25 protein-coding genes are annotated in these 26,641 nt (G+C 73.5%); 10 read left to right on the forward strand and 15 right to left on the reverse strand.

Annotated features, from left to right (window positions below):
* Positions 1-209: 209 nt before the first annotated feature.
* Positions 210-2,264: a thioredoxin domain-containing protein gene (locus tag AB0D66_RS26305; protein ID WP_362308302.1), complete on the reverse strand. Its 2,055-nt coding sequence runs from the start codon at positions 2,262-2,264 to the stop codon at positions 210-212.
* A gap of 287 nt (positions 2,265-2,551) precedes the next feature.
* Between AB0D66_RS26305 and AB0D66_RS26310 the strand changes: the two genes are divergently transcribed.
* On the forward strand, positions 2,552-5,770 hold the full coding sequence (locus AB0D66_RS26310) for a tetratricopeptide repeat protein (RefSeq protein ID WP_362308305.1): 3,219 nt from the start codon (positions 2,552-2,554) through the stop codon (positions 5,768-5,770).
* Between the two features lie 337 nt (positions 5,771-6,107).
* Here AB0D66_RS26310 and AB0D66_RS26315 read toward each other — a convergent pair whose 3' ends face one another.
* On the reverse strand, positions 6,108-6,332 hold the full coding sequence (locus tag AB0D66_RS26315) for a hypothetical protein (RefSeq protein ID WP_362308308.1): 225 nt from the start codon (positions 6,330-6,332) through the stop codon (positions 6,108-6,110).
* A gap of 2 nt (positions 6,333-6,334) precedes the next feature.
* Positions 6,335-7,216, reverse strand: coding sequence for a mycothiol conjugate amidase Mca (gene mca, locus AB0D66_RS26320; RefSeq protein WP_362308311.1), 882 nt, complete (start codon positions 7,214-7,216; stop codon positions 6,335-6,337).
* 120 nt (positions 7,217-7,336) lie between these two features.
* On the opposite strand from mca, the gene AB0D66_RS26325 reads away from it, so the two are divergent.
* Entirely contained in the window at positions 7,337-7,744 is a 408-nt protein-coding gene (locus AB0D66_RS26325) for a DUF4307 domain-containing protein (protein ID WP_362308314.1), read from the forward strand.
* Between the two features lie 133 nt (positions 7,745-7,877).
* Entirely contained in the window at positions 7,878-8,375 is a 498-nt protein-coding gene (gene greA, locus AB0D66_RS26330; RefSeq protein ID WP_069921688.1) for a transcription elongation factor GreA, read from the forward strand.
* A 101-nt stretch (positions 8,376-8,476) separates the two neighbouring features.
* Here the strand turns inward: greA and AB0D66_RS26335 are convergent, their stop codons facing one another.
* The 3 genes from AB0D66_RS26335 to ilvA form a co-directional block, all read right to left on the reverse strand.
* Positions 8,477-9,319: an ABC transporter permease gene (locus AB0D66_RS26335; protein WP_362308415.1), complete on the reverse strand. Its 843-nt coding sequence runs from the start codon at positions 9,317-9,319 to the stop codon at positions 8,477-8,479.
* Between the two features lie 38 nt (positions 9,320-9,357).
* Entirely contained in the window at positions 9,358-10,380 is a 1,023-nt protein-coding gene (locus tag AB0D66_RS26340; RefSeq protein WP_362308317.1) for an ATP-binding cassette domain-containing protein, read from the reverse strand.
* Positions 10,381-10,537: 157 nt separating this feature from the next.
* Entirely contained in the window at positions 10,538-11,770 is a 1,233-nt protein-coding gene (ilvA, locus tag AB0D66_RS26345) for a threonine ammonia-lyase (protein WP_362308320.1), read from the reverse strand.
* Positions 11,771-12,056: 286 nt separating this feature from the next.
* On the opposite strand from ilvA, the gene AB0D66_RS26350 reads away from it, so the two are divergent.
* Genes AB0D66_RS26350 through AB0D66_RS26360 form a run of 3 tightly spaced genes read left to right on the forward strand, consistent with a single transcriptional unit; the run spans position 12,057 to position 13,278 of the window.
* Positions 12,057-12,578, forward strand: a complete 522-nt coding sequence (locus AB0D66_RS26350; protein WP_362308323.1) for a MarR family transcriptional regulator — start codon at positions 12,057-12,059, stop codon at positions 12,576-12,578.
* 41 nt (positions 12,579-12,619) lie between these two features.
* Positions 12,620-13,027: a sigma factor-like helix-turn-helix DNA-binding protein gene (locus AB0D66_RS26355; protein WP_362308326.1), complete on the forward strand. Its 408-nt coding sequence runs from the start codon at positions 12,620-12,622 to the stop codon at positions 13,025-13,027.
* Positions 13,024-13,278 (forward strand): hypothetical protein, encoded by a 255-nt coding sequence (locus AB0D66_RS26360; RefSeq protein WP_362308329.1) that lies wholly within the window; start codon positions 13,024-13,026, stop codon positions 13,276-13,278. Before AB0D66_RS26355 ends, AB0D66_RS26360 begins: the two co-directional genes overlap by 4 nt.
* Positions 13,279-13,302: 24 nt before the next feature.
* Here AB0D66_RS26360 and AB0D66_RS26365 read toward each other — a convergent pair whose 3' ends face one another.
* On the reverse strand, positions 13,303-14,460 hold the full coding sequence (locus AB0D66_RS26365) for a cystathionine gamma-synthase (protein ID WP_362308332.1): 1,158 nt from the start codon (positions 14,458-14,460) through the stop codon (positions 13,303-13,305).
* 108 nt (positions 14,461-14,568) lie between these two features.
* On the opposite strand from AB0D66_RS26365, the gene AB0D66_RS26370 reads away from it, so the two are divergent.
* The 3 genes from AB0D66_RS26370 to AB0D66_RS26380 all read left to right on the forward strand — a co-directional run bounded on the left by AB0D66_RS26370 (position 14,569) and on the right by AB0D66_RS26380 (position 16,943).
* Entirely contained in the window at positions 14,569-15,675 is a 1,107-nt protein-coding gene (locus AB0D66_RS26370) for a hypothetical protein (RefSeq protein WP_362308335.1), read from the forward strand.
* A 115-nt stretch (positions 15,676-15,790) separates the two neighbouring features.
* Positions 15,791-16,453, forward strand: coding sequence for a peptide-methionine (S)-S-oxide reductase MsrA (gene msrA, locus AB0D66_RS26375; RefSeq protein WP_362308338.1), 663 nt, complete (start codon positions 15,791-15,793; stop codon positions 16,451-16,453).
* Positions 16,454-16,589: 136 nt separating this feature from the next.
* Positions 16,590-16,943 carry a DUF6247 family protein gene (locus AB0D66_RS26380; RefSeq protein WP_362308418.1) on the forward strand — a complete coding sequence of 118 codons (354 nt, stop codon included), beginning with the start codon at positions 16,590-16,592 and terminating at the stop codon, positions 16,941-16,943.
* Positions 16,944-17,118: 175 nt separating this feature from the next.
* Here the strand turns inward: AB0D66_RS26380 and AB0D66_RS26385 are convergent, their stop codons facing one another.
* The 3 genes from AB0D66_RS26385 to AB0D66_RS26395 all read right to left on the reverse strand — a co-directional run bounded on the left by AB0D66_RS26385 (position 17,119) and on the right by AB0D66_RS26395 (position 19,971).
* A complete protein-coding gene (locus tag AB0D66_RS26385) occupies positions 17,119-18,087 on the reverse strand; it encodes a GNAT family N-acetyltransferase (RefSeq protein WP_362308341.1) in 969 nt (322 codons plus the stop codon).
* Between the two features lie 197 nt (positions 18,088-18,284).
* Complete coding sequence (locus AB0D66_RS26390; protein WP_362308343.1) at positions 18,285-19,553, reverse strand: Ig-like domain-containing protein; 1,269 nt, start codon at positions 19,551-19,553, stop codon at positions 18,285-18,287.
* Positions 19,554-19,686: 133 nt separating this feature from the next.
* The gene (locus AB0D66_RS26395) at positions 19,687-19,971 is read right to left on the reverse strand and encodes a hypothetical protein (protein WP_362308346.1); all 285 of its coding nucleotides are present in this window, start codon (positions 19,969-19,971) and stop codon (positions 19,687-19,689) included.
* A 164-nt stretch (positions 19,972-20,135) separates the two neighbouring features.
* Between AB0D66_RS26395 and AB0D66_RS26400 the strand changes: the two genes are divergently transcribed.
* Entirely contained in the window at positions 20,136-20,471 is a 336-nt protein-coding gene (locus AB0D66_RS26400) for a hypothetical protein (RefSeq protein WP_362308349.1), read from the forward strand.
* 90 nt (positions 20,472-20,561) lie between these two features.
* On the opposite strand, the gene hutH is transcribed toward AB0D66_RS26400, so the two are convergent.
* The 5 genes from hutH to AB0D66_RS26425 form a co-directional block, all read right to left on the reverse strand.
* Positions 20,562-22,103 carry a histidine ammonia-lyase gene (gene hutH / locus AB0D66_RS26405; RefSeq protein WP_362308421.1) on the reverse strand — a complete coding sequence of 514 codons (1,542 nt, stop codon included), beginning with the start codon at positions 22,101-22,103 and terminating at the stop codon, positions 20,562-20,564.
* Positions 22,104-22,186: 83 nt separating this feature from the next.
* On the reverse strand, positions 22,187-23,302 hold the full coding sequence (locus AB0D66_RS26410; RefSeq protein ID WP_362308352.1) for a GGDEF domain-containing protein: 1,116 nt from the start codon (positions 23,300-23,302) through the stop codon (positions 22,187-22,189).
* Positions 23,303-23,400: 98 nt separating this feature from the next.
* Positions 23,401-24,201 (reverse strand): enoyl-CoA hydratase-related protein, encoded by an 801-nt coding sequence (locus tag AB0D66_RS26415; RefSeq protein WP_362308356.1) that lies wholly within the window; start codon positions 24,199-24,201, stop codon positions 23,401-23,403.
* Between the two features lie 290 nt (positions 24,202-24,491).
* Complete coding sequence (locus tag AB0D66_RS26420; protein WP_362308424.1) at positions 24,492-25,580, reverse strand: adenylate/guanylate cyclase domain-containing protein; 1,089 nt, start codon at positions 25,578-25,580, stop codon at positions 24,492-24,494.
* Between the two features lie 192 nt (positions 25,581-25,772).
* Entirely contained in the window at positions 25,773-26,639 is an 867-nt protein-coding gene (locus AB0D66_RS26425) for a biotin--[acetyl-CoA-carboxylase] ligase (protein WP_362308359.1), read from the reverse strand.
* Positions 26,640-26,641: the final 2 nt, after the last annotated feature.

Here is a 26,641-nt window from a genome sequence, read left to right on the forward strand (position 1 = left end):
GTCAAACCCCCCGGAGGCTCACGGCGGGCCCCCCGGCCCGCCGCCTCCGCTTCCCCCTTGCGCGCACCCCCCAGTGCGGCGGTTCTCAACGGTGGTTCTCGAACGACACGAGATTAGGCACTGAACATGACACTCAGGCGCAGCAGAGATAAAAAGCCTGTTTCTTCATCGATATATCGGTAACCGGAATTGACGGCACTCCGGGTGCTTCAGGGACGAACCGTACCCAACTGCTCCGCCAACTCGACCGGATCCGTCGTAGGCCGCGCGCAGACGAAATGTCGACACACATACGCCGTAGGAAGGTCGTGCACGAGTGTGCGCTCGGCCAGCAGGGGGAACTCCCCGCCGCTGCCGTCCGCCGCGAGCGGCAGGCCGGTCGCCACGACCGCCCCGGGAGCCGTCCCCAGCAACGCGGCCCGGTGCAGCGCCGCCCGCGCCGGATCGTCGGGGTGCCCGACGACCGCCACCTCGCGCGGCCCGTCCAGGAGCGCCTCGGCCACCGCCAGCCCGTGCCCGATGAAGCGCGGGGCGCGCGGCCCGAGGGCGTGGACCACCCCGAGCGCCCGCTCGGCCGCCGTGCGGTGGGCCTGCGAACCGGTGTGCGCGGCGTACGAGAGCAGGGCGCCGGCGGCCGCGGTCCAGCCGGACGGGGCGGCCGTGTCGGTCGGGTCCTGCGGACGGCGGATCAGCTGCTCCGCGTCGTGCGCGGTGTCGTACAGCGAACCGTCCTCGGCGGTGAACCGGTCCAGCACCAGGTCGACGAGGAACCCGGCGAACTCCAGCCAGACCCCCTCCCCCGTCACCGACGCCAGCGCGAGGAACCCCTCGGCCACGTCGCCGTAGTCCTCCAGCACGCCCGCGTTGGCGCCCACCTGGCCGTCCTTGCTGGTGCGCGCCAGCCGGGCCCGCCCGTCCATGTGCACGCGCACCAGCAGATCTGCGGCCTCGGTGGCCCGCTCCACCAGGTCGGGCCGCTCGAAGTAGGCCCCGCACTCGGCGAGCGCGGCGATGGCGAGCCCGTTCCAGGCGGCCACGACCTTGTCGTCCCGCCCGGGCGCGGGCCTCGTCTGCCGGGCCGCGAACAGCCGCGCCCGGATCGACGCGATCCGCTCGGCGTCGGCCGCCGGACCGTCCTGCGGCAGCTGGAGCACGGACTTCCCGTGCTCGAACGTGCCCTCCTCGGTCACCCCGAAGTACCCGGCGGCCAGGTTCCCGTCCTCCTCGCCGAGCACCTCCCGCAGCTCGGCCGGGGTCCAGGCGTAGTACGCCCCCTCCACGTGCCGGCCGCTGGCCGGGTCCTCGCTGTCGGCGTCGAGGGCGGAGGCGAAGCCGCCCTGGTCGGTGCGCAGCTCCCGGACGATGAAGTCGGCGGTCTCCAGGGCGACCCGCCGCGCGAGGTCGGAGCCGGTGGTCCGCCACAGGTGGGCGTACACCCGGCACAGCAGCGCGTTGTCGTAGAGCATCTTCTCGAAGTGCGGCACGACCCACTCGCGGTCCACGGAGTACCGGGCGAACCCGCCGCCGAGCTGGTCGTAGATCCCGCCCCGGGCCATGGCCTCACAGGTGTCGGCGGCCATCTGCAGGGCGCCCTCGGAGCCGGTCCGGGCGTGGTGGCGCAGCAGGAACTCCAGCACCATGGACGGCGGGAACTTCGGGGCCCCGCCGAATCCGCCGCGCGCGGCGTCGTACTCCCGCGTCAGCCCGAGCAGCGCCTGCGCGAGCTCCTCGGGCCCGGGCGTGCCGGCCTTGCCGTAGTCCAACTCCCGCCCGGCCAGGTCCCGTACGATCCGCTGCGCCACCTCGGCCACTTCCTCGGGCCGCCCCACCCAAGCGGTCCGCACGCCTTCGAGGACCTGCAGGAAGGAGGGCATCCCGTGCCGGGGCTCGGGCGGGAAGTAGGTCCCGAAGTAGAACGGCTCGGCGTCCGCGGTCATGAACACGGTCATGGGCCAGCCGCCCTGCCCGGTGGCGGCCTGCACGGCCTCCATGTAGACGGCGTCGACATCGGGGCGCTCTTCGCGGTCCACCTTGATGTTGACGAAGTGCTCGTTCATGTAGGCGGCGGCCAGCTCGTCCTCGAAGGACTCGTGCGCCATGACATGGCACCAGTGGCAGCTGGAGTAGCCGACGCTGAGCATGACCGGCACCCCGCGCTCCCGCGCCTCGGCGAATGCCTCCGGCGACCACGGCCACCAGTCCACGGGGTTGTCTGCGTGCTGGAGCAGATACGGCGAGGTCTCGTTCTCGAGGCGGTTCGGCATGGGGACATCCTGCCGCAAGAGATCAGATCGGCGCCGAAGGAGCGGGGGCAGGTCGTGCGTCCAGGTGTCGCGGGTGCGGGTCCGGAGGGCGGGGCGGGCCCCCCGCGGCGGACCGGCGGGCGGCGGGCGGCGGGGCCGTCCGCGCGGAGGGCGGTGCGGCAGCGGGGTGGTGACAACGTGTGCACGGACCGCCAACTCCCTCTGAACTAGCTCAGATTCCCTCGCGCTCCCGGGCGTCCCGGCGGACACTTGGGGCACGTTGCCGGAGCTCTCCGAGGGGGATGCCGATGCGGGACAGCCATCGCAGTGAGGCCGAGCGGCTCTTGGAGCGGGCGGTCGAGGAGGAGGCGCGGCGGGCGGCGGCGGGTGCGCCGGTGGACCAGGCGGCGCTGCTGGCGCGGGCCCGGGAGGCACTGGACTCGCTCGCCGTGAGCGCGAATCCGGAGTACGAGGCGTACGTGCGGGCCCTGGACGAGGCGGCGGCCGGGGAGCAGTCGCTCGGCGAGGCCTTCCGGCAGGGCAGCGCCTCAACGGCCCTTCTGGTCGCGGCGGTTGCGGCGGCCTCGGCCTTCGGGGCGGACCTGGCCCTGGGGGTCGCGGCCGGAACGGCCCTGACCGTGGGGGCGGTGACGGGCGTCGCGGGGGCGGTCGCGACCGTGGCGAAGGTGACGGCCCTGCACCTGCCGGCGGCGAACCGGCGGGCCGGGGAACGGGGCCGGCCGGGCGGGCCCGAACAGTTGAGGCTGCAGTGGCTGTCGGCCCTGGAGGTGCGCGGCATACGGCCCTTCCTGGAGCAGCAGCGCGCGGTGGCCGCGGCGGCGCGGGCACCGCGTACGCCGCCCCGCGGCGGCCCGCGGCTGCGCGGGGCGGACCGCAGTGCGGAGGCCCGGCGGCGCAGCGCCCTGGAGCACTCCTTCGGGCAGCTCCCGCAGCCGGCGGGCCCGTTCGCGGGCCGGAAGGCGGAGCTGACCCGGATCGCCCAGTGGGTGCAGGCGGCCCGCGCCAGCACGGAGACCCGCCCGGTCGTGGTGGTGCTGCACGGGGAGCCGGGGGTGGGCCGCACGGCCCTGGCCCTGCGGGCGGCGCACGGCTTGCGGGACCAGTTCCGGGGCGCGTGCCTGGTGGACCTGCGGGGCGGCTCGCCGGGCGGCGAGGCGCCGCTGTCGACGCGGGAGGCGCTGCTGCACCTGCTGAACCGGCTGGGCGCCCCGCGCGAGCAGCTGCTCTTCCGGGAGGGGGCCTCGGCGGAGCAGCAGGTGCGGCGGCTGGGCGAGCTCTACCACCAGCACCTCCAGGGCCTGCCGGTGACCGTGGTGCTCGACGACGCCGTGGACGCGGCGCAGGTGCGGACGCTGGTGCCGGAGCGGTCGGAGAGCCTGGTGATCGTGACGGCGCGCGGACCGCTGGAGCTGCCCGCGGACCTGGCGGCCTGGGTGCACCAGCTGCCGGTGGAACCGCTGGCCGACGCGGACGCGGCGGAGCTGGTACGGGCGGCCGCCCCGGCCCGGGACGCGGGCGCGGCCTCGGTCCCGCCCCGGGAGGCGGACACGGACACGGCCTCGGTGGTGGAGCGCGGCGGCGGGCTCCCGCTGGCGCTGCGGATGCTGACGCCGCTGGGCCGCGAGGGCCTGGTGCCCGGCGCCGGGCCCGGCCATCCGGTGGAGCTGGCGCTGCGGGCCGCCGACGCCCGCCTCGACGGGCCGGCCCGGCTGCTGCTGCGGCGGCTGCCGCTGGCCGGGCGGGCCTCGCTCGGGGGCGCCGCCGCGGCCGCGCTGGCCGACGTACCCGAGCAGGCGGCGCTGCGCGCACTGGAGGAGCTGTACGAGGCGGGGCTGATCGAGCGGGTGCGGGGCCAGCGGTTCCGGATGCACGACGCGGTGCGCGCGTACGCGGCGGAGCGGCTGGAGGCGGACGAGGACCGGGTGGCGGCGGCGGCCGCGCACGAGCGGCTGATCCGGGTGTACGCGCAGCTGGCGGACTCGGTGATCCGGATGGTAGACGGGAAGATGTCGACGCGCGCCCACCAGTTCGGTGTGCACGGCTTCACCTCGCTGGACGCGGCCCTGCGCTGGCTGGACGACGAGTCCAGCTTCATCACGGCCGCGCTGCGGCATTCGGAGGGGGTGGACCAGCAGGCGGTGCTGGACCTGCTCGGCGCGCTGTGCGACTTCTGCCTGCTGCGCGGGGACCTGTACCGGCTGGGTGAGATCAACGAGCTCACCCAGGCGGTGGAGGCCGGTGGGCAGGGGCGGCTGGTGCGGTCGGTGCAGTGGCGCACCGGTATCGCGGCGCGGCAGCTGGGCGAGCTGGACAAGGCCCGCACGACGCTGACGTCGGTGGTGGACCAGTACATGGAGGCCCGGCAGGAGGCGGGGGCGGGCATGGCCCTGATCTCGCTGGGGATCACGCTGCACCACCAGGGCAACCTCCCGGAGGCCGCGGCCCGGATCCGCGAGGCGCTGGTGCTCCAGGAGCCGCCGGAGCTGGCGGGCGACCGCGCGTGGGGGCTGCACGCGCTGGCGGCCGTGGAGCGCGACCGGGCGCACCTCGGGGAGGCCATCGCGCTGCTGGGGCGGTCCCTGGAGCTGCACCGGGAGAACGAGAGCGTGCACGGCGAGGCGTGGGCGCACTTCCAGCTGGGCCAGGTCTTCCTGCGGCTGGGCGACGTGAAGCGGGCGGAGGGGGAGCTGCGGCTGGCGCTCGACCTGTACGGGCGCACCCGCGACGACCGAGGTCAGGCGTGGGCGCTGACCCAGTTGGGCCGTGCGCGGGTGGTGGACGGGGATCCGGGGCCGGCCCTGGAGCGGCTGCGCGATGCGCTGGCGCGGCACCGGGAGGCGGAGGACGCCCGCGGGGAGGCGTGGACGCTGTACTACCTCGGGCAGGCCCTGGAGGAGGGCGGCGAGCGCGATCAGGCCGTGCGGGAGCTGGAGCGGGCCCGGACGATGTTCTCGCGGATGCGGGACGTGTACGGGCTGGCGCACGCGCGTCACCACTCGGGGCGGGTGACGCGCGACCAGCGTGCGGCGCAGACGGGCAACCTGAAGAACTCCGGCTTCGCACGGCAGCTGCTGGTGGACGCGCGGGCGGACTTCCGGCGGATCGGGCTGGCGCACGGCGAGGCGTGGACCTGCCTGGAGCTGGCGGTGGTGGACGCGGGCAACGCCCGGGTGCCGCAGGCGCTGGGGCTGTGCGAGGAGGCGGTGCGGCTGTTCATCTCGTACGGGGACCGGCGCGGGGAGGACTGGGCGCGGTTCCTGCGGTGCACGATGCTGCCGTACGCCGACCTGGCGGTGCCGGGGGCGCAGGAGGAGGCGCGGGCCGAGCTGGACCGGCTGGCGGGGGCGCCGCATCCGGCGCGGGACGGGCGGCTGGAGGACTGCCTGGAGACGTACGCGGTGATCCTGGGCCGGGGCGTGGACCCGGCGGAGGGCTGGCAGGCGTGGCGGCTGGGCCTGGTGCCGGGCCTGCACTCGCGGGAGATCATGGGCGTCCCCCAGCCGTGACGCCTGCGGCGAGCCCACACCCTTCCATCCGGACCGGCCTGCTCCCGTCGGCCGGGTCCGCCCAGGCGGGGCCTCCGGTCGGATCCCGCGGACCGGTCCGCCAGCCGGGCCCCGCCGTCGCGCCGCAGCCCGGTCCCGCCATCCAGCGCCCGCCCGCCCGGTCCCGTCGACCGGGTTCCGGCGGTCAGGGCCGCCAGGCCGGGCCTCCGGTCGGATCCCGCGGACCGGTCCGCCCGTCGGGTCCCGTCGGCCAGGGCGCCAGGCGGGCAGGGCTGTGCCGCCGCGGCGGGCCGGATGGTCCGGCTGCCACGGCGGGGCGCGCGCCTGGCGGGGCCTCCTACGGGGCCCGGGTGCCTTCCGCGCCCGCGGAGCCCGGTTCCGGGGCCTCCTGGAAGTCCACCCGGCCCATGTGCCGGTTCATCGACTTCATCAGGGCCCACACGCCGACGGCGAGGGCCGCGAAGACGATGAAGCCCAGGATGCCGGGGGTCACCTTGTTCTTGTCGAAGGTGTCACCCGCCAGCGGGAGGAGCTGGGTCAGTGCTGCCTGCGTAGCGCTCATAGCTACGCATTCTCCCGGATGCCCGCGAAGAGGTCGGACTCGGGGAGGGAAGTGTCGACGAGCGACTTCGCGAGCTCGTACTCCTCCGTGGGCCAGACCTCCCTCTGGACGTCCATCGGGACGCGGAACCAGCCGCCGTCCGGGTCGATCTGCGTGGCGTGGGCGATGAGCGCCTTGTCGCGGATCTCGAAGAAGTCCGCGCAGGGCACGTGGGTGGTCAGGGTCCGCTCGGTGCGCTCGAACTCCTTCCACCGCTCCAGCCACTCGCCGTACGGGGACTCCATGCCGCGCGAGAGCAGCGCCTCGTGCAGGGCGACGGTCCGCGGCTTGTTGAAGCCCTGGTTGTAGTAGAGCTTCTGCGGCTGGTACGCCGGGCCGAACTCGGCCTCGGGGTACTTCTCGGTGTCGGCCGCGCCGTCGAAGGCGACCATCGAGATCTTGTGGGTCATGATGTGGTCGGGGTGCGGGTAGCCGCCGTTCTCGTCGTACGTGGTGACGACCTGCGGCTTGAAGGCCCGGATCTTCTTCACGAGCTCGCCGGCGGCCTCGTGGACGTCCGCGAGCGCGAAGCAGCCCTGGGGCAGGGGCGGCAGCGGGTCCCCCTCGGGCAGGCCGGAGTCGACGTATCCGAGCCACTCCTGCTCGACGCCGAGGATCTCGCGCGCCTCGTCCATCTCCTTGCGCCGTACCTCGTGGATGTTCTCCTCGATGTACTTGTCACCCTGGAGCTTGGGGTTCAGCACGGAGCCGCGCTCGCCTCCGGTGCAGGTCACGACCAGAACCGGCACCCCCTCGGACACGTACTTGGCCATGGTGGCCGCGCCCTTGCTCGACTCGTCGTCGGGGTGGGCGTGGACGGCCATCAGTCGAAGCTGCTCGGTCAAGACGGGATCCTCTGCAATTCGGCGTGACAGTCGGCTTCTATAGTGACCGAATCGGGGGACGGAAAATTCCGGGGGTGGGTCCACACGGATCCGGCCCCGCCCTGGCGGAAGGAACGATCGATGAGCGCGGTGCGCGAGGGGCTGCCCGAGGGTCGTTACGGCCGGTCGGCGGACGAACGTGCGGACCGGAAGCTCAAGGTCGTGGGGGCCGTGATGGGGGCCCTGCTGCTGGGTGTGGTCGGGTGGATCGGCTGGGACTACATCGCGGGGCAGAGCGTCAGCGCCGAGGTGATCAAGTTCCAGGTGGTCTCGGACAACGAGGTGAAGGTGCACCTGGAGGTCCGCAAGGAGGCCTCGGTCACCGGGGTGTGCACGCTCAGCTCGCAGGACAAGGAGCACGGCGAGGTGGGCCGGGCGGACTTCGCGTTCGCGCAGGCCGAGGCGCGTGTGGACGAGGTCGTCTCGCTGAAGACGACGAGCCGCGCCACGATGATCGAGCTGGTCGGCTGCCAGCCCGCGGCCCGCTGAGCGCGGGGTTCGCTACCCGGACGGCGGGCCATCGGACTCGCGGGTCCTCCCCCTTTTCTTCCCGAATTGTTAGGCTCGTGGTTTCGTCCGCCGCTGGCGGCCTAGTAGTCCCCTGTACCGACGAGGAGCACCCGTGACCCAGACGAGCGAAAGCGTCACCTGGCTGACCCAGGCGGCGTACGACCAGCTGAAGGCAGAGCTGGACTACCTCTCTGGTCCCGCACGCACGGAGATCGCCACGAAGATCGCAGCCGCCCGCGAGGAGGGCGACCTGCGGGAGAACGGCGGTTACCACGCGGCGAAGGAAGAGCAGGGCAAGCAGGAGCTCCGCGTCCGACAGCTGACGCAGCTCCTGGAGAATGCCAAGGTCGGGACCGCGCCCGCGGCCGAGGGCGTGGTGGCCCCCGGCACGCTCGTCAAGATCGCCTTCGATGGCGACGAGGACGACACCATGGAGTTCCTGCTGGCCTCGCGCGAGTACGCGTCCTCGGACTTCGAGACGTACTCGCCCCAGTCCCCGCTCGGCAGCGGTGTGCTGGGCAAGGCGATCGGCGAGGACGCCGAGTACGAGCTGCCGAACGGCAAGAAGGCCTCCGTCAAGATCCTCGACGTCAAGCCCTTCACCGGCTGATCACCCACCCCGTTCAGACGCCGATGCCCGGCCGGGTCCTCCCGGCCGGGCATCGGTGCGCCGGGGCGGCGCGAGGCGCGGCGCGATGGTCCGCGTACGACCTACGCGGTCGCCGAGCGGTACTTGCGGACTGCCAGGGTCCGGAAGACCGCGATGATCAGCAGCGACCAGAGCACGGACGCCAGGACCGGGTGCTGCATCGGCCAGGCGGCCGGGGCCTCGTAGCCCGGCGGGAGGTTCCCGAAGAGCTCGCGGGCCGCCTGGACGGTGGCGCTGAAGGGGTTCCACTCGGCGATGTGCCGCAGGAAGGTCGGCATGTTGTCGGAGGGGACGAAGGCGTTCGAGATGAACGTCAGCGGGAAGAGCCAGATCAGCCCGCCCGAGGTGGCCGCCTCCGGGGTGCGCACCGACAGGCCGATCAGGGCGCCGATCCAGGAGAAGGCGTAGCCGAGCAGGAGCAGCAGCGCGAAGCCGGCGAGCACCTCGCCGATGCTCGTGTGGGTGCGCCAGCCGACGATCAGGGCCACGATCGCGAGGACCACGATGGTCAGGGCGGTCTGGACGAGGTCGGCGAGCGTCCGCCCGGTCAGGACCGCGCCGCGGGCCATGGGCAGCGAGCGGAAGCGGTCGATGAGGCCCTTGTGCATGTCGTCGGCGATGCCGGCGCCCGCGCCGGCCGTGGCGAAGGTGACCGTCTGGGCGAAGATGCCCGCCATCAGGAACTCGCGGTAGGCGGCGGGTGAGGTGTTGCCGCCGACGCTGATCGAGCCGCCGAAGACGTAGCTGAAGAGCACGACGAACATGACCGGCTGGATCACGCCGAAGATGATCATCTCGGGGATCCGGGACATGCGGATCAGGTTCCGCTTGGCTATCACGAGGGAGTCGTTGACGCCCTGGACGAGGCCGCCGCGCGGGCGGGGTGCCGACGGGCCCTGGAGCACGGGGGACCCCGGGGATCCCGGGGTCGGGGAGGTGAGGGTCACTTCGCCTTCTCCTTCCGCGCCGCCTTGCGGCCCTTGGCGTCGGCGGCGGGCTCGCCGTCGCCGTTCTCGTCGGTGGTCCGTTCGGCCGCGTGGCCGGTCAGGGAGATGAACACGTCGTCGAGGGTCGGGCGGCGCAGCCCGATGTCGTCGATCTCGATGCCCCGGCCGTCGAGCTCGCGGATGACCTCGGCGAGCAGCTTGGCGCCGCCCGAGACGGGGACGGTGAGCTTGCGGGTGTGCTCCTCGACGGTGGTCTCGCCCTTGCCGAAGGCGGCGAGCACCTCGCTCGCGCCGGCGATGTGGTCGCGCTCGTGGACGACGACCTCCACGCGCTCGCCGCCCGTGCGGGCCTTGAGCCGGTCGGAGGTGCCGCGTGCGATGACCTTGCCGTGGTCGACCACGCAGATGTCGTGCGCGAGGTGGTCGGCCTCCTCCAGGTACTGGGTGGTGAGCAGCAGGGTGGTGCCGCCGGCGACCAGCTCCTGGATGATGCCCCACAGCTGCTGGCGGTTGCGGGGGTCGAGTCCGGTGGTCGGCTCGTCCATGAACATCACGGGCGGGCTGACGACGAGGGCGGCCGCGAGGTCGAGGCGCCTGCGCATGCCGCCGGAGTAGGTCTTGGCGGTGCGGTCGGCGGCATCGGAGAGGTTGAAGCGCTCGAGCAGCTCCTCGGCCCGCGCCTTCGCCGCCTTGGCCTTCATCTGGTAGAGCTGGCCGACCATCTGGAGGTTCTCGCGGCCGGTGAGGTATTCGTCGACCGCGGCGAACTGACCGGACAGGCCTATGGCGCGGCGGACCTCGTTGGGGTGTTTGAGTACGTCCATGCCGGCGACGACGGCCTTGCCGCTGTCGGGGCGGAGCAGGGTGGTCAGGACACGCACGGTCGTGGTCTTGCCCGCCCCGTTGGGGCCGAGCAGACCCAGGACGGTGCCCTCGGGAACATCGAGGTCCACGCCGTCCAGAGCCCGTACGTCGCCGAAGGTCTTGACCAGGCCTTCGGCATAGATCGCGCCTGGCATATGGATTCTCCCAGTGTGAATCGGGCCAGCTGAAATCCGGTCATTCCTAGGCAAAGCTTAGGGGCGCCGGACATCGCTCGCCCGGCCCAACGGGGACATGACCGCGCCCCCGCCACCCGGCGCACGCTATCGCGTCATATCGCGAGCCGCCAGCGCCTCAGCTCATCACCGTGTACCCCGCGCCGTGCAGCGAGCGCGCCACCTCCGCGCAGTGCTCCGGGCCCTTCGTCTCCAGGTGCAGCTCCACCTCCACCTCCGTGAGCCCGAGCCGCGGGTCGGTCCGTACATGGCTCACATCGAGTACGTTCGCATCGACCACTGACAACACCCCCAGGAGCCCGGCCAGGGCCCCCGGCCGGTCCGTCACGCGCAGCCGCAGCGACAGGTAACGGCCCGCCGCCGCCATGCCGTGGCGCAGGATCCGCTGGAGCAGCAGCGGGTCGATGTTCCCGCCCGACAGAACGGCCACCACCGGGCCCCCGCCGTACCGTTCGGGCTCGCTCAGCAGCGCGGCGACCGGGCTGCACCCGGCCGGCTCGACGACCAGCTTGGCCCGCTCCAGGCACAGCAGCAGGGCACTGGAGAGCGCGTCCTCGGACACCGTACGCACGTCGTCGAGGAGTTCGCCGATGATTTTGAAGGGGACGTCCCCGGGGCGGCCGACCTTGATACCGTCCGCCATCGTGTTCGGGTTGTCGATCGACACCGGGTGCCCGACCTTCAGCGAGGGCGGGTAGGCGGCCGCGCCCGCCGCCTGGACGCCGATCACCTTCACGTCGGGGCGCAGCGCCTTCACGGCGACCGCGACACCGGCGGCGAGACCGCCGCCGCCGATGCCGACGAGGATCGTGCGCACCTCGGGGCACTGCTCGAGGATCTCCAGGCCCACCGTGCCCTGGCCCGCGATGATGTCGCGGTGGTCGAAGGGGTGGATGAACACCGCCCCGGTGCGGTCCGCGTACTCCTGGGCGGCGGCCAGGGTCTCGTCGACGACGTGCCCGTGCATGCGCACCTCGGCGCCGTACTCCTGCGTCGCGGCCACCTTGGGCAGCGGTGCGCCGAGGGGCATGAACACCGTGGAGCGGACCCCGAGCAGGGAGGAGGCCAGCGCGACGCCCTGCGCGTGGTTGCCGGCGGAGGCCGCCACGACGCCCGCGGCCCGCTGCTCGGGACGCAGGCCGGCGATGCGCACGTACGCCCCGCGCAGTTTGAAGGAGCCGGTGCGCTGGAGGTTCTCGCACTTGAGGTGGACCGGGGAGCCGGTGAGTGAGGAGAGGTGCCTGCTGCCCTCCATCGCGGTCACCCGGGAGACGCCGGAGAGCATCTTCTGAGCCCCCCGGACGTCGTCGAGGATGACCTGCGGGACGGGCTCGGGCACGCGGTAGTTCATGCCGCCAGTCTCGCAGCACGCGCGCGGCCGGGCTCAGCGCGGCGAGGGCGGCGCGGACGGGGCACGGGAAGCGGGGCGGGCAGGGGACGGGAAGCGGTGCGAGAAGCGGTGCGGGAAGCACTGCGAGAAGGGGTGCGAGAAGGGCGAAATCACGCCATCCGGGACGGCCCCGGAGTGCCCGCGCGGACCGGCCGTACCAGTTCTCGTACGAGCCGTACGAGCCGCCGCACGGCCGCGTACGCTGTCCCCCATCCTTGTCGGACCCATGCGAAGAGAGCCCACGGCCATGCCTTCATCCCCGGCCAATTCCGATCTGCCCGTGGCGGGCGAAGCGCCTGCCGGAGCCGGGCTCCTCGACGCGCTCCAGCACCAGGTGGCGGTCTTCGCGCGGCGTGCGGAGCAGACCCGCCTGGGCGGTGTCGGCCAGGCACGCAACTCCATGGACCGGGCCGCCTACCTGCTGCTGAACCGGCTCGACCTGGAAGGGCCGATGGGCGTCAAGGCGCTCGCCGGCGGCATGGGCATCGACTCCTCCACCGTGACCCGGCAGGTCGCGCCGCTGGTCGACGGCGGACTGGTCAAGCGGACCTCGCACCCCGAGGACGGGCGGGCCGTGGTGCTCGCCCTGTCCCCGCGCGGGCTGGCGCGGCTGGAGGAGGTGCGCTCCTCGCGGCGCGAGCTGATGGCGCGCGTGACGGAGGAGTGGAGCGAGCAGGAGCGCGCGTCCTTCACGAAGCTGCTGACCCGCTTCAACCTGTCGCTGTCGGAACTGATGGCGGCCGTCGCCGACGCCGGCCCGGCGTCCTGACTCTTGACCCGGACGGACCCGCTGCCCGCACTATGTGAGGCATGCGGGCGGTAGACCAACGGGCGGGCTCCTACACGGAGTTCCAGGCCTTCGTCGCGGGCGCGGCGGGGCGGCTGCTGCACGTCGCGATCCTGCTGACCGGGGAGCCGGAGCCCGCGCGCCGGCTGCTGGCGGGCGCGCTGGCCCGTACGTACGCGCACTGGGGGCGGCTGCGCGGCGACGATCCGTACGACTTCACCCGCCAAGAGCTGTGCGCCGCCTTCGCCCGCACCGGCCGGCGCCACCAGGGCGGCCACGGCGTACTGGCCCGGCTGAGCCCGCTGGAGCGGCTCGTCCTCGTCCTGCGGGTCTACGAGGGGGTCGCGGAGGAGGTCACGGCGGCGCAGCTGGGGCTGCCGGCCGAGCGGGTGCGGGTGCTGTGCAACCGGGCCGTGGCGGAGCTGCGGTGAGCGGGTTCCCGGACCGGAGGGAAGAGCGGGCCAGGCGGCTCATGGACGGCCCGTACCCGGTGGTCCCGGCGGGTCTGGCGGCCGGCGCGGCGGCCCGCGGCGACCGCCTGCTGCGCCGCCGCCGGATGCTGCGCGGGATCGGCTGGGCGCTGCTCTTCGCCGCGGCGGCGGCCTTCACGGTCTGGGCCGCGCTGACCCAGCCGTGGGCCGTGCCCCCGGCGGACATCTCACCGCCCCTGGAGGGCTGGTGACCCAGCCCTCCGGGGGCACGGGCGTCAGCCCAGGGCCTGGACCAGGTCCGCGAGGAGGTCGTCGGCGTTCTCGATGCCGACCGACAGGCGGACCAGGTCCGCGGGGACCTCGAGGGCCGAGCCCACCACCGACGCGTGCGTCATGCGGCCCGGGTGCTCGATCAGGGACTCGACGCCGCCGAGGGACTCGCCCAGCGTGAACAGCTTGGCGCGGTTGCAGACCTCGACCGCCGCCTCCTCGCCGCCGGCGACCCGGAAGGAGATCATCCCGCCGAAGTTCCGCATCTGCTTGGCGGCGATGTCGTGGCCCGGGTGCTCCGGCAGGCCCGGGTACAGCACCTGGGTGACCTTGGGGTGGCGGGTCAGCATCTCGGCGACCTTGGCCGCGTTCTCCGCGTGCCGGTCCATGCGCACGGCCAGGGTCTTGATGCCGCGCAGCACGATCCAGGAGTCGAAGGGCCCGGCGACCGCGCCCATCGCGTTCTGGTGGTAGGCCAGCTCCTCGCCCAGCGCCGCGTCGGCGGTGACCAGCGCGCCGCCGACCACGTCGGAGTGCCCGCCCATGTACTTGGTCAGGGAGTGCAGGACCACGTCCGCGCCCAGCGCGAGGGGCTGCTGCAGGTAGGGGGAGGCGAAGGTGTTGTCCACGACCAGCCGGGCGCCGGCGGTGCGCGCGATGTCGGCGACCACGGCGATGTCGGTGATGCCGAGCAGCGGGTTGGACGGGGTCTCGACCCAGATGAGCTTGGTCTTGGGGGTGATCGCCGCGCGTACGGCGGCCGCGTCGGAGGTGTCGGCCACCGACCACTCCACGCCCCAGCGGGAGACGACCTTCGCGAAGAGGCGGAAGGTGCCGCCGTAGGCGTCGTTGGGGATGACCACGTGGTCGCCCGGGGAGAGCATCGTCCGCAGCAGGCAGTCCTCGGCGGCGAGCCCGGACGCGAAGGCGAGACCGCGCCGGCCGCCCTCCAGCGCCGCGAGGTTCTCCTCCAGGGCGGTGCGGGTCGGGTTGGCGCTGCGGCTGTACTCGTAGCCGCCGCGCAGGCCCCCCACGCCGTCCTGCTTGTACGTGGAGACCTGGTAGATCGGCGGTACGACCGCGCCGGTCAGCGGGTCCGCCGTGTTGCCCGCGTGGATCGCGCGGGTCTCGAAGCTCTGGTGCTCGTGGCTGTCGTCGCTCATGGGCAGAGCCTAAGCCCCCCTTGGGGATGGCTGCTCTCCCGGCCGGGCCGCGGACCGCGGGGGGACCGCCATTGGCCTGCGGCCCCCTCGGTCTGGTTCGCTTGAGGCATGGAGATTCTGTGGTTCCTGTTCACGATCCTGATGATCGTGTTCGTCATCGGTCCGTACATACGGCGCAGGCGCGGCGGCATCCGGCTGGTCGCTCCCGGCAGCCCGGACGCCGCCGACCCCGCGAACTACGGATTCGACCGGCAGGAGGATCTCGACATCCGGATCCCCGGCCCGGACCGGGACCTGATGGACGCCCTGGACCACGTCCGCGCCGGCGGCCGGTGGCAGGCGGCCTCGCAGCTGCTCGCCGGGACCCCGAAGGACGGCGAGCAGCGCTGGCAGCGCGTGCAGGCCTTCGGCGGGGCGGCGGCGCTGGAGCTCGTGCAGCAGCCCGGGGTGGGCGCGCAGTGGCTGAAGGCGTGGCGGCTGGAGGCGGAGAAGGACGCGGGCGGCGCTCAGGTGCACGCGGAACTGCTGGTGCAGCAGGCGTGGCGGAGCTCGGGCGGGGTCGGCTCGGAGGACCACCGGATCATCCTGGAGGAGGCGCGGGAGGCCTGCCGCAAGGCGGCGCTGCTGTCGCCGGGGGACCCGGTCCCGTACATCACGGAGCTGGCGATCGCGCGGGGGCTCGCCTACTCGGAGGCCGAGTTCGACGTGCTGTGGGCGAAGGTCATGGACCGGGCGCCGGCGCACATGGGCGCGCACCTGGCGGCGCTGCACTACTGGTGCGGCAAGTGGCACGGCTCGCGGGAGCACGCGGACGCCTTCTCGCACGCGGCCGCGGCCCGTGCCCCGCAGGGCTCGCTGCTGGCGGCGCTGCCGCTGTTCGCGGTGTACGAGAACCTGCCGGACGTGGTCCTGGTCGGCAGCTTCTACCAGAGCGCGGTCGTAACGCGGGCGGTGGAGGGCGCGCTGTACGCGGTCCACACGGCGCGCCAGGACGACCCGATGCTGGCGCACGTCCGGCATCTGCTGCTGCTGTTCCTGGTCAACATGGAGCGCTGGGCGGAGGCCATGGAGCAGGTCCGGCACGTGGACGGCTACGTGGGCGCCCTGCCGTGGTCGGCCTCGGAGGACCCGGCGGCGCAGTACGCGGTGTACCGGGCACTGGCGGTGGCGGGCTACGAGGCGAACGGCGGCTCGCCGGCGACGCTGCCGGGCTGAAGCGGCCGGAGCGAGGGGCCGGGGCCCCGCAGGACCGGACGGGACGGGATGCGCCGGGCCGGTCGGGAATCCGGGCCCGCCCGTCCCCGTTGTCATCCCTACAAGGAGGGAATCCATGTTCTCGTACCGCCGCACGCCCGAGCTCCCCACGCCCGAGGAGGCCCTCAAGGGCCGACCGGAGCCCCTGTTCGACCTGCCCGGCAAGCACACCGTGCTGGGCAACCCGCTGGCCGGCCCCTACCCGCAAGGCCTGGAGGTCGCCGACTTCGGGCTGGGCTGTTTCTGGGGAGCGGAGCGCAAGTTCTGGCAGACCCCCGGGGTCTGGACCACCCTGGCCGGCTACCAGGGCGGCTTCACCGAGAACCCGACCTACGAGGAGGTCTGCTCGGGCGGGACCGGCCACACGGAGGTCGTCCGCGTGGTCTTCGACCCGGCGCGGGTCTCGTACGCCACCCTCCTCAAGCTCTTCTGGGAGTCCCACGACCCGACCCAGGGCTTCCGCCAGGGCAACGACGTGGGCACCCAGTACCGCTCGGCGGTCTACACCCACTCCCCCGCCCACCAGCAGGCGGCGGAAGCCTCCCGCGAGGCCTACCAGCAGGTGCTCACCGCCTCGGGCCACGGCCGGATCACCACGGCCGTCCTCCCGGCGGCGGACCGCCCGTTCTGGCCGGCGGAGACCTACCACCAGCAGTACCTCGACAAGAACCCCGGCGGCTACTGCGGCATCGGCGGCACGGGCGTCAGCTGCCCGATCGGCGTGGCCCCGGCCCAGTAGCCCCGCCCGCCTCCGGAGGGAGCAGCGCCCCACCGCTCCCGCCGCGCCGACAGGGCTCACCCGTTCGGGCGGGGGTCCGCGCAACGCGCCGGGTACGCTGGCGCCGGGGCCCAGAATCTCGCCCATGGGAGCAACCGTGACCACGTCCGCCGCCGGACAGCCGCTCATCCCGCAGCCGCCGGCCACCGTGACCGCTCTGAGGCAGGCCGTCGCGCAGATCGCGCCGGCGGCCCTGCCCGCGTTCACCCGCGAGCTGGACGAGGCCGCGGACCAGTCCCGGCAGGGCTCCGACCTCGCCCCCTTGCAGCGGTTCATCGCGCAGTGGGCGGCGTACGTCCACATCCAGCGCCAGCCGCTCCTGGCCGAGCGGCTGCGCCACCGGGAAACCACGGCGGCCACCGGCAACGCCGAGCAGGCACGCCGGGCCGCCGCCGAGATCGGCAGAATCCTCGACGGGGCCCATGCCGCCCTGGACGTCCACCGGTCGTGAGCCAGGACTGGCGCTGGGAGTACGACCCCGATCACGCGCACGTCGCACAAGGCATTCCCGCCCACGTCGTGGCCGAGGTCGAGCGGTTCCAGGCTCTGTAGCCGGGGTCGGGCCGGATCGTCGTGGCCCGCCCCCGCGGAGGAATCGGCCGCAGGCACCGGGGGTCCGGGCGGCGCTACAGCTTGAGTTGGTAGTACGCGGCGGCGCGTTCCCGGCGGTAGCCGAGGGATTCGTTGACCGTGCGCATCGGGGTGTTCTCGTCCGCCACGGTCGTGGCGATCTGCCGGAGCGCCGGGTAGCGGTGTGCGGCCAGGGCCAGCATGCGCAGCTTCACCGCGCGTCCCAGGCCGTGGCCCCGGTGGGCGGGTACGACGACCGTGTCGTACTGGAGGGCGCGGGCCCCGCCGGGGTCCGGGAGCACCAGCTCCGTGTACGCGGCCACCTCGCCGGCCGCGGTGACCGCGGCGACCGTGGTCAGTTCGCCGCCCCGGTCCAGGATCAGCCGGTGCGCCGCGTGCAGCCGCTCGGCCGTCCAGGACTCGATGCGCTCGTCCATGTCCCCCATGGGCGCGTCCTCCATCGCCCCGTGGGCCCTGGCCACGGCTCCCGCCCAGTCGTCCGGCACCAGGCCGTGCCAGGCGTGCAGTTCGTATCCCGGCGCGACCGGGGCCGGACCGCCCTGGCCGTCCTGCCGGGGCGGTACGTCCTGCGTGTACCAGGCCATGGGCAGGACGTTCTCGAACCCGAGCGACTCCGCGAACGCCTGCCCGGGCCCTCCCAGGTCCACCATCGCCGCGACCGAGGTCCGCCCCTGCGCGAGCAGTTCCTCGCGGACCTCCTGCCACAGGGCGCTGCCGATGCCCCGCCGGCGGGCGTCCGGACGTACCGTCAGCACGTCCAGGACCGCGGTGTGGCGGTTGGCCTCGTCCGTGAACAGGAGCAGCCCCGCCACGCCCTGCGCCTCGTCCGCCGCCCAGAGCACGGCCCGGCCCCGGGCCGGCGCCACGCACAGCCGTCCGGCGACCTCCAGCCGGGAGGGCGCGGGCAGCTGCGGCTGGTCGGCGGCCGAGGCGGCGACCAGGACCGCCCACCAGTCGTCCACCTGGGTGTTGGTCGGGGGCACGGGCAGAGCACGGATCGTCATCCCCCGACCCTAGTCAGACTCCAGGGCCTGTGGTCAGGCGTTTTCGGTCACCGTCACCCGGCCGCGGCGGATCGTCGGCCGAAGCGGCCGAAGCGGCCGAAGAGAGTCGTGTGAAAAGCCGGACGGCCGGGAACCCGTGCGGGTTCCCGGCCGTCCGCCGGATGTACTGCGGGGTCAGGAGGGGTTCGGACGGGCCGTCAGACGGCCGCGCCGGCCTTCCACTCCGACCAGTTCATGTTCCAGCCGTTGAGGCCGTTGTCCGGGGCGATGGTCTTGTCCGGGGAGTTGACCACGGTGACCACGTCGCCGATGAGCGAGTTGTCGTAGAGCCAGGCGGCCTGCTGGTTCGGGTCGCCCGCGCCCTTCGCGTCGTTCAGGCCGACACACCCGTGGCTGGTGTTGACGCTGCCGAAGATCGAGTCGGCGCCCCAGTAGTTGCCGTGGATGAAGGTGCCCGAGGTGGACAGCCGCATCGCGTGCGGGACGTCCTTGATGTCGTACTCGCCCTTGCCGTCGTCGTCCGTGAAGCCGACGGTGGCGCCGTTCATCCGGGTCTCCTTGAACTTCTCGGAGATCACCATCTGGCCGTTGTACGTCGGGTTCTCCGGGGAGCCCGCCGAGATCGGGATGGTCTTGAGGACCGCGCCGTCCCGGGTGACCGTCATCTTCTTCGTCTTCGTGTCGACCGTGGAGACCTGGCTGCGGCCGATCTTGAAGGTGACGGTCTTGCTCTGGACGCCCTGGACGCCGGGCGCGCCCTGCACGCCCTCCAGCGCCAGCTTCAGCGTGACGGTGGAGTTCGCCTGCCAGTACTGCTCGGGGCGGAAGTCCAGCCGCTGCGCGCCGAACCAGTGGCCGACGACTTCCTGGCCGCTGGTGGAGGAGACGGAGATGGCCGCCTGGACGGCCTTCTTGTCCTTGATCGGCTTGTTGAAGGTGATCGAGACCGGCATGCCCACGCCGACCGTCTGGCCCTCGTCCGGGACGAAGGAGCCGATGAAGCTGTTCTCCGGGGAGACGGTGGTGAAGGAGGCGTTCTCGTGCGCCTCGCGGCCGTCGGCGTCCTTCGCGCTCGCCGACAGGGCGTACTTGGTGGAGCGCTTGAGCGCGGCGTCCGGCTTCCAGCTCTTGCCGTCCGCGGCGATCTTGCCGGCCACGGCCGCACCCTCGGCGGTCTTCAGCTCGACCTTGGTGAGCGTGCCGTCGCTGACGGCGACGTTGGCGGAGTCGTTCAGGCCGACGTTGGTGGCGCCGTCCTTGGGCGTGATGGCTATTCGGGCCTTCGAGGTGTCCTTGGCCGCCGCCGCGTCGACGTCCGCCTGGGATTTGCTGCTCTCGCTCGCGTTCGGCTTGTCCCCACCCCCGCCGTTGCACGCCGAGAGCACCAGTACACCGCCGAGCACGGCGGATATGGCCACCAGGGACCTTCTCCGCCGCTTGCTGTCCGTCCTCACACGCCACTCCATCGTTGCCGGAAACCCCGAGGCTGCCGTCCCGGGGTTGGGCCGGGCAGGGGGCACGGCCCCCTGCCTCGTCCTGACAACGCGTTAACGCGGCGGTTCGGTTCCACATTCCGTTGGAGTGTGGGCAACCACACGGTCAGGCGTTGTCGGGTTCTTCGTCGAAGTCACCATCTTCCTCGTCCAGGTCCCACTCCATGGACTCGGGGTCGTATTCGACCGGCTCGCTGCTCCACGAGGCCTGCGCCAGCTCCACGCCGGGGATGTCGGCGACCAGGTCGGTGGGGTCGACCAGGTACGCGAGCGCCTCCGACTCGTCCTCCCGCACGGCGGACTCGGCGTGGCCGCGCTCCTCGTCCGGCATGAACTCGTCGGCCTTGATGTGCGCGAGCGCGGCTCCCGTCAGTGCCTGCGGGTCCGGCACCTCCAGGACCAAATCCACCCGAAGCCGTACGTATCGTGATGTCTCAGAAGGGTTCATACGACGGAGAGTAAGCCCGCGGAAGCCCTGACTTTCCCACGACCCGCCCCTTTCCGTAGCATCACCGCACACGGCCAATTCGCTGCTGCCACAAGGGGGATCGCACCGTGTCCGCACGCCGACCGCTGCTCACCGCTCTCGGAGCGACCACCCTCCTCGCCGCCCTCTGGTTCGTGCCATCGGCGGGTGCCACCGCGCCGGGGCCCGGCGAGAGCGGCTCCGGGGTGCCCGCCGCCGCCAACGCGGCCCGTACGGCCGCGCAGGCCCAGGAGGGCTCCGCGCAGCCCGGCCACGCACCGCAGGGGCGGGGCCGGCAGGCGCCCGTCACCCTCGCCGACACCGGGTCCGTGGACACCACCCCCTACCTCCTGGGCGGCACGCTCTGCCTCGGCCTCGGGGCCGGCTTCGTGACCTTCTCCGTACGCCGCTCGCGCGCCGCGTAGGGCCCGGCGGCCGGAGGAAGGCGAAGGGGCCGCCCCCGGTGGGGCGGCCCCTTCGTCTCGGCTGCTCACGGCGCGGCGCGCCGGCCGCCGTCAGGCCAGCGGGCCCGTCACGCCCTCCACCGCGGCCACGAGGGCGCCCGTGCGGACGAACGCGTCGGCGGCGGCCAGGTCGGGCGCGAGGAACCGGTCCGGCCCCGGGCCCTGCACTCCCGCCGCGCGGGCGGCCTCGATCGCGGCGAGGCTCGCCGGGGCCGCGGTGAGCCCGTGGCGCAGCTCGATGGCGCGGGTGGCGGCGTACAGCTCGATCGCGATGATCCGGGTGAGGTTGTCCACGGCGGTACGGAGCTTGCGCGCGGCCGACCAGCCCATGGAGACGTGGTCCTCCTGCATGGCGGAGGAGGGGATCGAGTCGGCCGAGGCCGGCACCGCGAGCCGCTTCATCTCGCTGACCAGGGCGGCCTGCGTGTACTGGGCGATCATCAGACCGGAGTCCACGCCGGCGTCGTCCGCGAGGAACGGCGGCAGGCCGTGCGAGCGGTTCTTGTCGAGCAGCCGGTCGGTGCGGCGCTCGGCGATGGAGCCGAGGTCGGCGGCGGCGATGGCCAGGAAGTCCAGGACGTAGGCGACGGGCGCGCCGTGGAAGTTGCCGTTGGACTCCACGCGCCCGTCGGGCAGGACGACCGGGTTGTCGACGGCGGCGGCCAGCTCGCGGGAGGCGACCAGGGCGGCGTGCGCCATGGTGTCGCGGCCCGCGCCGGCGACCTGCGGGGCGCAGCGCACGGAGTAGGCGTCCTGCACGCGCGGGGCGGACTCCTCCTGGAAGTGCCCGGTGAGCCCGGAGCCCTGCAGGACGGCGGCCATGTTGGCGGCGGAGGCGCCCTGGCCGGGGTGCGGGCGGATGGCGTGCAGCTCGGGCTGGAGCACCTTCTCCGTGCCGAGCAGCGCCTCCAGGGTCAGCGCGGCGGTGATGTCGGCGGAGGTGTACAGCCTGCCGAGGTCGGCGAGGGCCATGACCAGCATGCCGAGCATGCCGTCGGTGCCGTTGAGGAGGGCCAGGCCCTCCTTCTCGCGGAGCTCGACGGGCTCGATCCCGGCTTCGGCGAGGAGTTCCCCGGCGGGGCGGACGGTTCCGTCCGGGCCCTCGGCGTCGCCCTCGCCCATCAGCGCGAGCGCGCAGTGGGAGAGCGGCGCCAGGTCGCCGGAGCAGCCGAGGGAGCCGTACTCGTGGACGACCGGGGTGATCCCGGCGTTGAGCACGTCGGCCATGGTCTGGGCGACGGAGGGCCGTACGCCGGTGTGTCCGGAGGCGACGGTCTTGAGTCGCAGGAACATCAGCGCGCGGACGACCTCGCGCTCGACGCGCGGGCCCATGCCGGCGGCGTGCGAGCGGACGATGTTGCGCTGGAGCTGGGCGCGCAGCTCGGGGCTGATGTGCCGGGAGGCCAGCGCGCCGAAGCCGGTGGACACCCCGTAGACGGGCTCGGGCTTGGCGGCGAGCGCGTCGACGATCCCCCGGGCGCGGGCGAGTGCTTCGAGCGCCTCGCCGGACAGCTCGACCCGCGCGTTGCCGCGGGCGACGGCGATGACGTCCTCGGCGGTGGTCCCGGACGTCCCCACCACGACAGTGTGCATATCCATATTCAGCACCCTACGGATTGAATCGCTTCATGTCACCCCTTCCGGGCGGGCCTCTCCACGGCCCGGCGCCGGAGCGCTCACGGGCGGCCCCGGAAGCGGCGGCGCTCGCCCGAGGCGGCTTCGGCGGCGGCGTCGGCGAGGCGGACCACGGCGGTGTCCCGGCCCGCGACCACCGGCTTCGGGGAGCGCGCCGCCTTGGCCTTGTACTGGGCGGCGTCGGCGAGGCGGAACAGCCGGCGGGAGGACTTCACCAGCCCGATCGGGTCCCCGGTGGAGGCCACTCCGCAGGCCACGCCCTCGCCCAGGTCCAGCTCGGCGGCCCGGGTGCAGAGCTCCTCGGTGACCCGCACCACCTCGTCCGCCGTGGGGCCGAGCCCGACCAGGCAGAACTCGTCGCCGCCCAGGCGCGCCACCAGGGCGCCGGGCAGCATGGCCCCGCACAGGCTCAGCACCGACCCGAACCGCTCCAGCAGGCGGTCGCCCATGGCGTGGCCCAGGGTGTCGTTGACCTTCTTCAGCCCGTTGAGGTCGCAGACGACCAGGCTGACCACGGCTCCGGTCCGCCGGTGCTCCTCCAGGGCCTCGTCGAGCCGCATGTCGACCGCCCGCCGGTTGGCGAGGCCGGTGAGGGGGTCGGTGAAGGCGAGGCGCCGGGCCTCCTCCAGGCGTTCGTTCTGGGCCAGCCCGGCCGCGACCACGGCGGCCAGGACGGTCGCGAACTCGGCGTCGTCCTCGTCGAAGTCGGGCAGCCCCTCGTCCCGGGCCACGTACAGCTCGCCCCAGGCCCGCCCGCTGAGCACGATCGGCGCGACCACGCAGGTGCCGCGGCCGCGGCGGCGCAGGGCCTCGCCGCGCCGCCCGGGCCGGTCGCCGACCGCGCTCTCGACCCAGGCGTGCGGGCCGCCGCCGCCCACCCAACGCTCGTGCAGGAACTCGGTGATCTCCGGGAAGTCGTGCACGGGATAGGACTCGTCCTCGGGGAACTCCTCCTCCCCCGGCCGCCGCTCCCCCTCGTTCACGAGCACCCGCAGGCCGCCGCGCTCCCGCTCCCACGCGGAGATGGCGGCGAAGGAGCCGTCCAGCGCCACCCGCGCTCCCCGCGCGGCCGCCCGCACACTGTCGCGCGGCGTGCACGCCGCGGCCATCGCCTGAGCGAGGCCCACCACGGCTCGCAGCCGCCCGTCAACTCCCATCACCCCAGGTTAGGGAGTTTTGTCCGATTTAGTGACAATCGGCGCGACTTTCGGCTGGGACAAGATCACGAACGGTGGCCGGCCGCCACGGCCCGGCCCTACTCGCCCGGCCAGTTCGGCCTGCGCTTCTCGTTGAACGCCGCCACGCCCTCGGCCCGGTCGCCCGAGAAGGCCACCGTCCGCCACGCGGCGTCCTCGATCTCCAGACCGGCCGCCAGGTCCATCCCGTGCCCCAGCCGCAGCGCCCGCTTGGCCGCCCGCAGGCCCACCGGGGAGTTCGCCGCCATCCGGGACGCCAGCGCGAGCGCCTCGGCCCTGTCCTGCCCGGCCGGGACCACCGAGTCCACCAGCCCCAGCGACAGCGCCTCGGCGGCCTCCACCCGGCGTGCCGTGAAGATCAGCTCGGCCGCCCGCGCGGCGCCCACCCGGCGCGGCAACAGCTGCGTGCCCCCGCCGCCCGGGATCACCCCCACCGACACCTCGGGCAGCCCGACCACGGCGCTCTCGTCGGCGACGATCACGTCGCAGGCCAGGGCGAGCTCGAAGCCGCCGCCCAGGGCGAAGCCGTGCACGGCGGCGATGGTGGGCACCGGGAGCTCCAGCACGCCCCCGTACGCCCCGCGCGTGGTCGGCCGCTGCCGCACCAGCTCGGCGTCCGAGAGCGAGTTGCGCTCCTTGAGGTCGGCCCCCACGCAGAAGGCCCGCTCCGCGGTGGAGGAGAGCACGACCACCCGTACCGACGGGTCCGCCGCGAGCGCCGCGCAGGCCGCGCCGATGGACCGGGCCATCTCCGTGGACACCGCGTTCATCGCCTTGGGGCGGTCCATCGCCAGCTCCGCGACGTGCCCGTCGCCTTCCCGGCGTACCGCGACGAACTCTCCGAAGCGCTGCTCAGACATGCCTGGGACCCTCTCGGTTAACGAGCGTTATCGCCGCACTCTAGTGCGCGGGGCAGCCGTCCGGTCAAGGGTGCGGGGCAGGCCCCGAAGGTCCTGGGGCGCGCTTCGGGAAGCGCCGTGACCTGCCGCAGGGGCGCCGGAGTCCGCCGCGGGCGGGCCGGCGTATGCCTCCGGGACGCCGGGACCTGCCTCACGGGCGTCAGGGCCTGCCTCGGCGGTGCCGGGATGCCTCAGGGGGACCCCTGGGCGCGCCTCAGGGGCCCCAGGCGCTCCAGGGGACGCCTCGGGCCTCAGGCCGGGTGCTTGGGCTTCCTGCGCGTCAGCGACCAGGGCTCCACGACGCCGAGCCCGCGCACCGGCCGCTGCCACATCGGCTGGAGCGCGAAGCGGTACGAGCCGCCGCCCTCCGCCTCGGCCTCCTTCTCGGAGACCGGCGCGGCCCCGGTCCGGCCGAGCTCCTCCGCCATCGCCCCGTCCACCAGCACCGCGTCCTTCGGCGCTATCGACGTCAGGCGGCTCGCCAGGTTCACCGTGGTCCCGAAGACGTCGCCCATCCGGGTCGTCACCGTGCCGAAGGCGATCCCGACGCGCAGCTCGGGCATCTGCGGATCGGCCTCCATGGTCTCGATCAGCCGCAGCGCGATCTCGGCCGCCGTCGCCGCGTCGTCGGCGCAGTACAGCACCTCGTCGCCGAGCGTCTTGATCAGCCGGCCGCCGTGCGCCGCGACCAGGTCCGCCGAGGTGGTCTCGAAGGACTCGACGAGCTCGCCGAGCTCCTCCTCCTCCAGCCGCCGCGTCAGCCGCGTGAAGCCCACCAGGTCCGCGAAGCCCACCGCGAGCCGCCGGTCGACCATCTCCTCGTCGTCCGCCACCTGCACGACACGCCCGGTGGCGGCCGCCAGCTGGCGGCGCCACACGTAGACGAGGAACTCCTCCAGCTCCGGCAGCAGCAGCTCGACCAGCGGGTACGTGACCTCCGTACGGGTCATTCCCGGCTCCGGCGGCTCCGTGAGCCCCTCCAGGAACGAGTCGATCTGCCACTCGGCCAGCCGCGCCGTGGTCTGCCCGGTCGACCGGGCCACCTGCACCGCCATCGGCTCGGACAGCAGCCCGGCCTCCACCAGACCGGCGAGGCGGCGCAGCGCCAGTACGTCCGCCTCCGTCAGGGCCTTGGCCTGGCCGATGTCCGCGAAGCCCATCGCCCGCCAGAAGCGGGAGGCGAGCTCCATCGAGACGCCGGCGCTGCGGGCGGCCTGGAAGGGGGTGTACCGGCGCTCGGCGCCCAGGATCAGCTGCTCGAGCCGGATGGCGAGGGGGTCCGCGGTCGGCTGGACCGTGTGGTCCACCTCGTGGTGCGGGGTGTGCTGGTCGCGCCCGATCGGGGTGCCCGGACCCGTGGGCCCGGGGGCGGACGCGCTGGACGTAGGGTCGTCGACGGTCAAGGGCCGCCTCCTGTCCATTCCGTGCGCACTGCCCTGCCGAACCGGTTGATCACCACGAGCACCGGGATCGCCTAAACCATACGGCAGGTGTGCCGTAGCTCACTCCCCCTCCCCGCCTTTGCACCGGGGTCAGTGCACCGACCGCAGGTGCACCACGTCGCCCGCGCCCACCGCCTCGTGCTCGTCGGCGGCGGTACGGATCACCAGGCGGCCGTCGGCGTCGACGGCTTCGGCCGTTCCGGTGAGCGTGCGGCCGCCCGGGAGCTCGGCGCGCACGTGGCGGCCGAGGGTCGCGCACCCCGCCGCGTAGGTCTCCTGGAGTCCGCTCGACGCGGGGTCGCCCCCGGCCGCGCGCCAGTTCCCGTACCACTCCTCGAGCGACCGGAGCACGGCCCTGAGCAGCGGGTCCCGGTCGGTGACGGTGGCCTTGGCCAGCGCCAGGGAGCCGGCGGCCGGCACCGGCAGCTCGTCCTCGGTGAGGGTGACGTTGAGCCCGATCCCGATGACGACGCCGTCGGCGACCCGCTCGGCGAGGATCCCGCCGGTCTTGCGCTCCTCGCCGTCCACGGTCACCAGCAGGTCGTTGGGCCATTTGAGGCCGGTGTCCACGCCCGCCGCCCGGGAGAGGCCGGTCGCGGTGGCCACCCCGGCCAGCAGGGTCAGCCACCCCCACCGCTCCTGCGGCACGGCCCCGCCCGGCTTGAGCAGGACGGAGAAGAACAGCCCGGACCGGGCGGGCGCGACCCAGCTCCGGTCGAGCCGCCCGCGCCCCGCGGTCTGCTCCTCGGCGACGAGCACGGCCCCCTCGGGCAGCTCCGCCGCCCGGGCCGCGAGATCGGTGTTGGTGGACCCGGTGGCGGCGACGACCTCCAGGGAGGTCCACAGCCCGCCGTCGGTGACGAGGGCCCGCCGGAGCGCGGCGGCGTTGAGGGGCGGCCGGTCCAGATTCGACCAGCGACCCGCGGAAGCACCTGCTGAGGCATCTGATGGCGTCATGC

Source organism: Streptomyces sp. NPDC048270, from assembly GCF_040652335.1.
In the GTDB taxonomy this organism is placed as follows: Bacteria; Actinomycetota; Actinomycetes; order Streptomycetales; family Streptomycetaceae; genus Streptomyces.

Excerpts from the sequence above, each read along its gene's own strand:
- AB0D66_RS26325 (WP_362308314.1), top strand. The coding sequence starts at position 7,337 with ATGAGCGCGGTGCGCGAGGGGCTGCCCGAGGGTCGTTACGGCCGGTCG.
- AB0D66_RS26385 (WP_362308341.1), bottom strand. The coding sequence starts at position 18,087 with ATGACGATCCGTGCTCTGCCCGTGCCCCCGACCAACACCCAGGTGGAC.
- AB0D66_RS26315 (WP_362308308.1), bottom strand. The coding sequence starts at position 6,332 with ATGAGCGCTACGCAGGCAGCACTGACCCAGCTCCTCCCGCTGGCGGGT.
- AB0D66_RS26410 (WP_362308352.1), bottom strand. The coding sequence starts at position 23,302 with ATGGGAGTTGACGGGCGGCTGCGAGCCGTGGTGGGCCTCGCTCAGGCG.
- AB0D66_RS26390 (WP_362308343.1), bottom strand. The coding sequence starts at position 19,553 with ATGGAGTGGCGTGTGAGGACGGACAGCAAGCGGCGGAGAAGGTCCCTG.
- AB0D66_RS26415 (WP_362308356.1), bottom strand. The coding sequence starts at position 24,201 with ATGTCTGAGCAGCGCTTCGGAGAGTTCGTCGCGGTACGCCGGGAAGGC.
- AB0D66_RS26355 (WP_362308326.1), top strand. The coding sequence starts at position 12,620 with ATGCGGGCGGTAGACCAACGGGCGGGCTCCTACACGGAGTTCCAGGCC.
- msrA (WP_362308338.1), top strand. The coding sequence starts at position 15,791 with ATGTTCTCGTACCGCCGCACGCCCGAGCTCCCCACGCCCGAGGAGGCC.
- AB0D66_RS26305 (WP_362308302.1), bottom strand. The coding sequence starts at position 2,264 with ATGCCGAACCGCCTCGAGAACGAGACCTCGCCGTATCTGCTCCAGCAC.
- AB0D66_RS26425 (WP_362308359.1), bottom strand. The coding sequence starts at position 26,639 with ATGACGCCATCAGATGCCTCAGCAGGTGCTTCCGCGGGTCGCTGGTCG.
- AB0D66_RS26310 (WP_362308305.1), top strand. The coding sequence starts at position 2,552 with ATGCGGGACAGCCATCGCAGTGAGGCCGAGCGGCTCTTGGAGCGGGCG.
- AB0D66_RS26340 (WP_362308317.1), bottom strand. The coding sequence starts at position 10,380 with ATGCCAGGCGCGATCTATGCCGAAGGCCTGGTCAAGACCTTCGGCGAC.
- AB0D66_RS26370 (WP_362308335.1), top strand. The coding sequence starts at position 14,569 with ATGGAGATTCTGTGGTTCCTGTTCACGATCCTGATGATCGTGTTCGTC.
- ilvA (WP_362308320.1), bottom strand. The coding sequence starts at position 11,770 with ATGAACTACCGCGTGCCCGAGCCCGTCCCGCAGGTCATCCTCGACGAC.
- hutH (WP_362308421.1), bottom strand. The coding sequence starts at position 22,103 with ATGCACACTGTCGTGGTGGGGACGTCCGGGACCACCGCCGAGGACGTC.
- AB0D66_RS26350 (WP_362308323.1), top strand. The coding sequence starts at position 12,057 with ATGCCTTCATCCCCGGCCAATTCCGATCTGCCCGTGGCGGGCGAAGCG.
- AB0D66_RS26365 (WP_362308332.1), bottom strand. The coding sequence starts at position 14,460 with ATGAGCGACGACAGCCACGAGCACCAGAGCTTCGAGACCCGCGCGATC.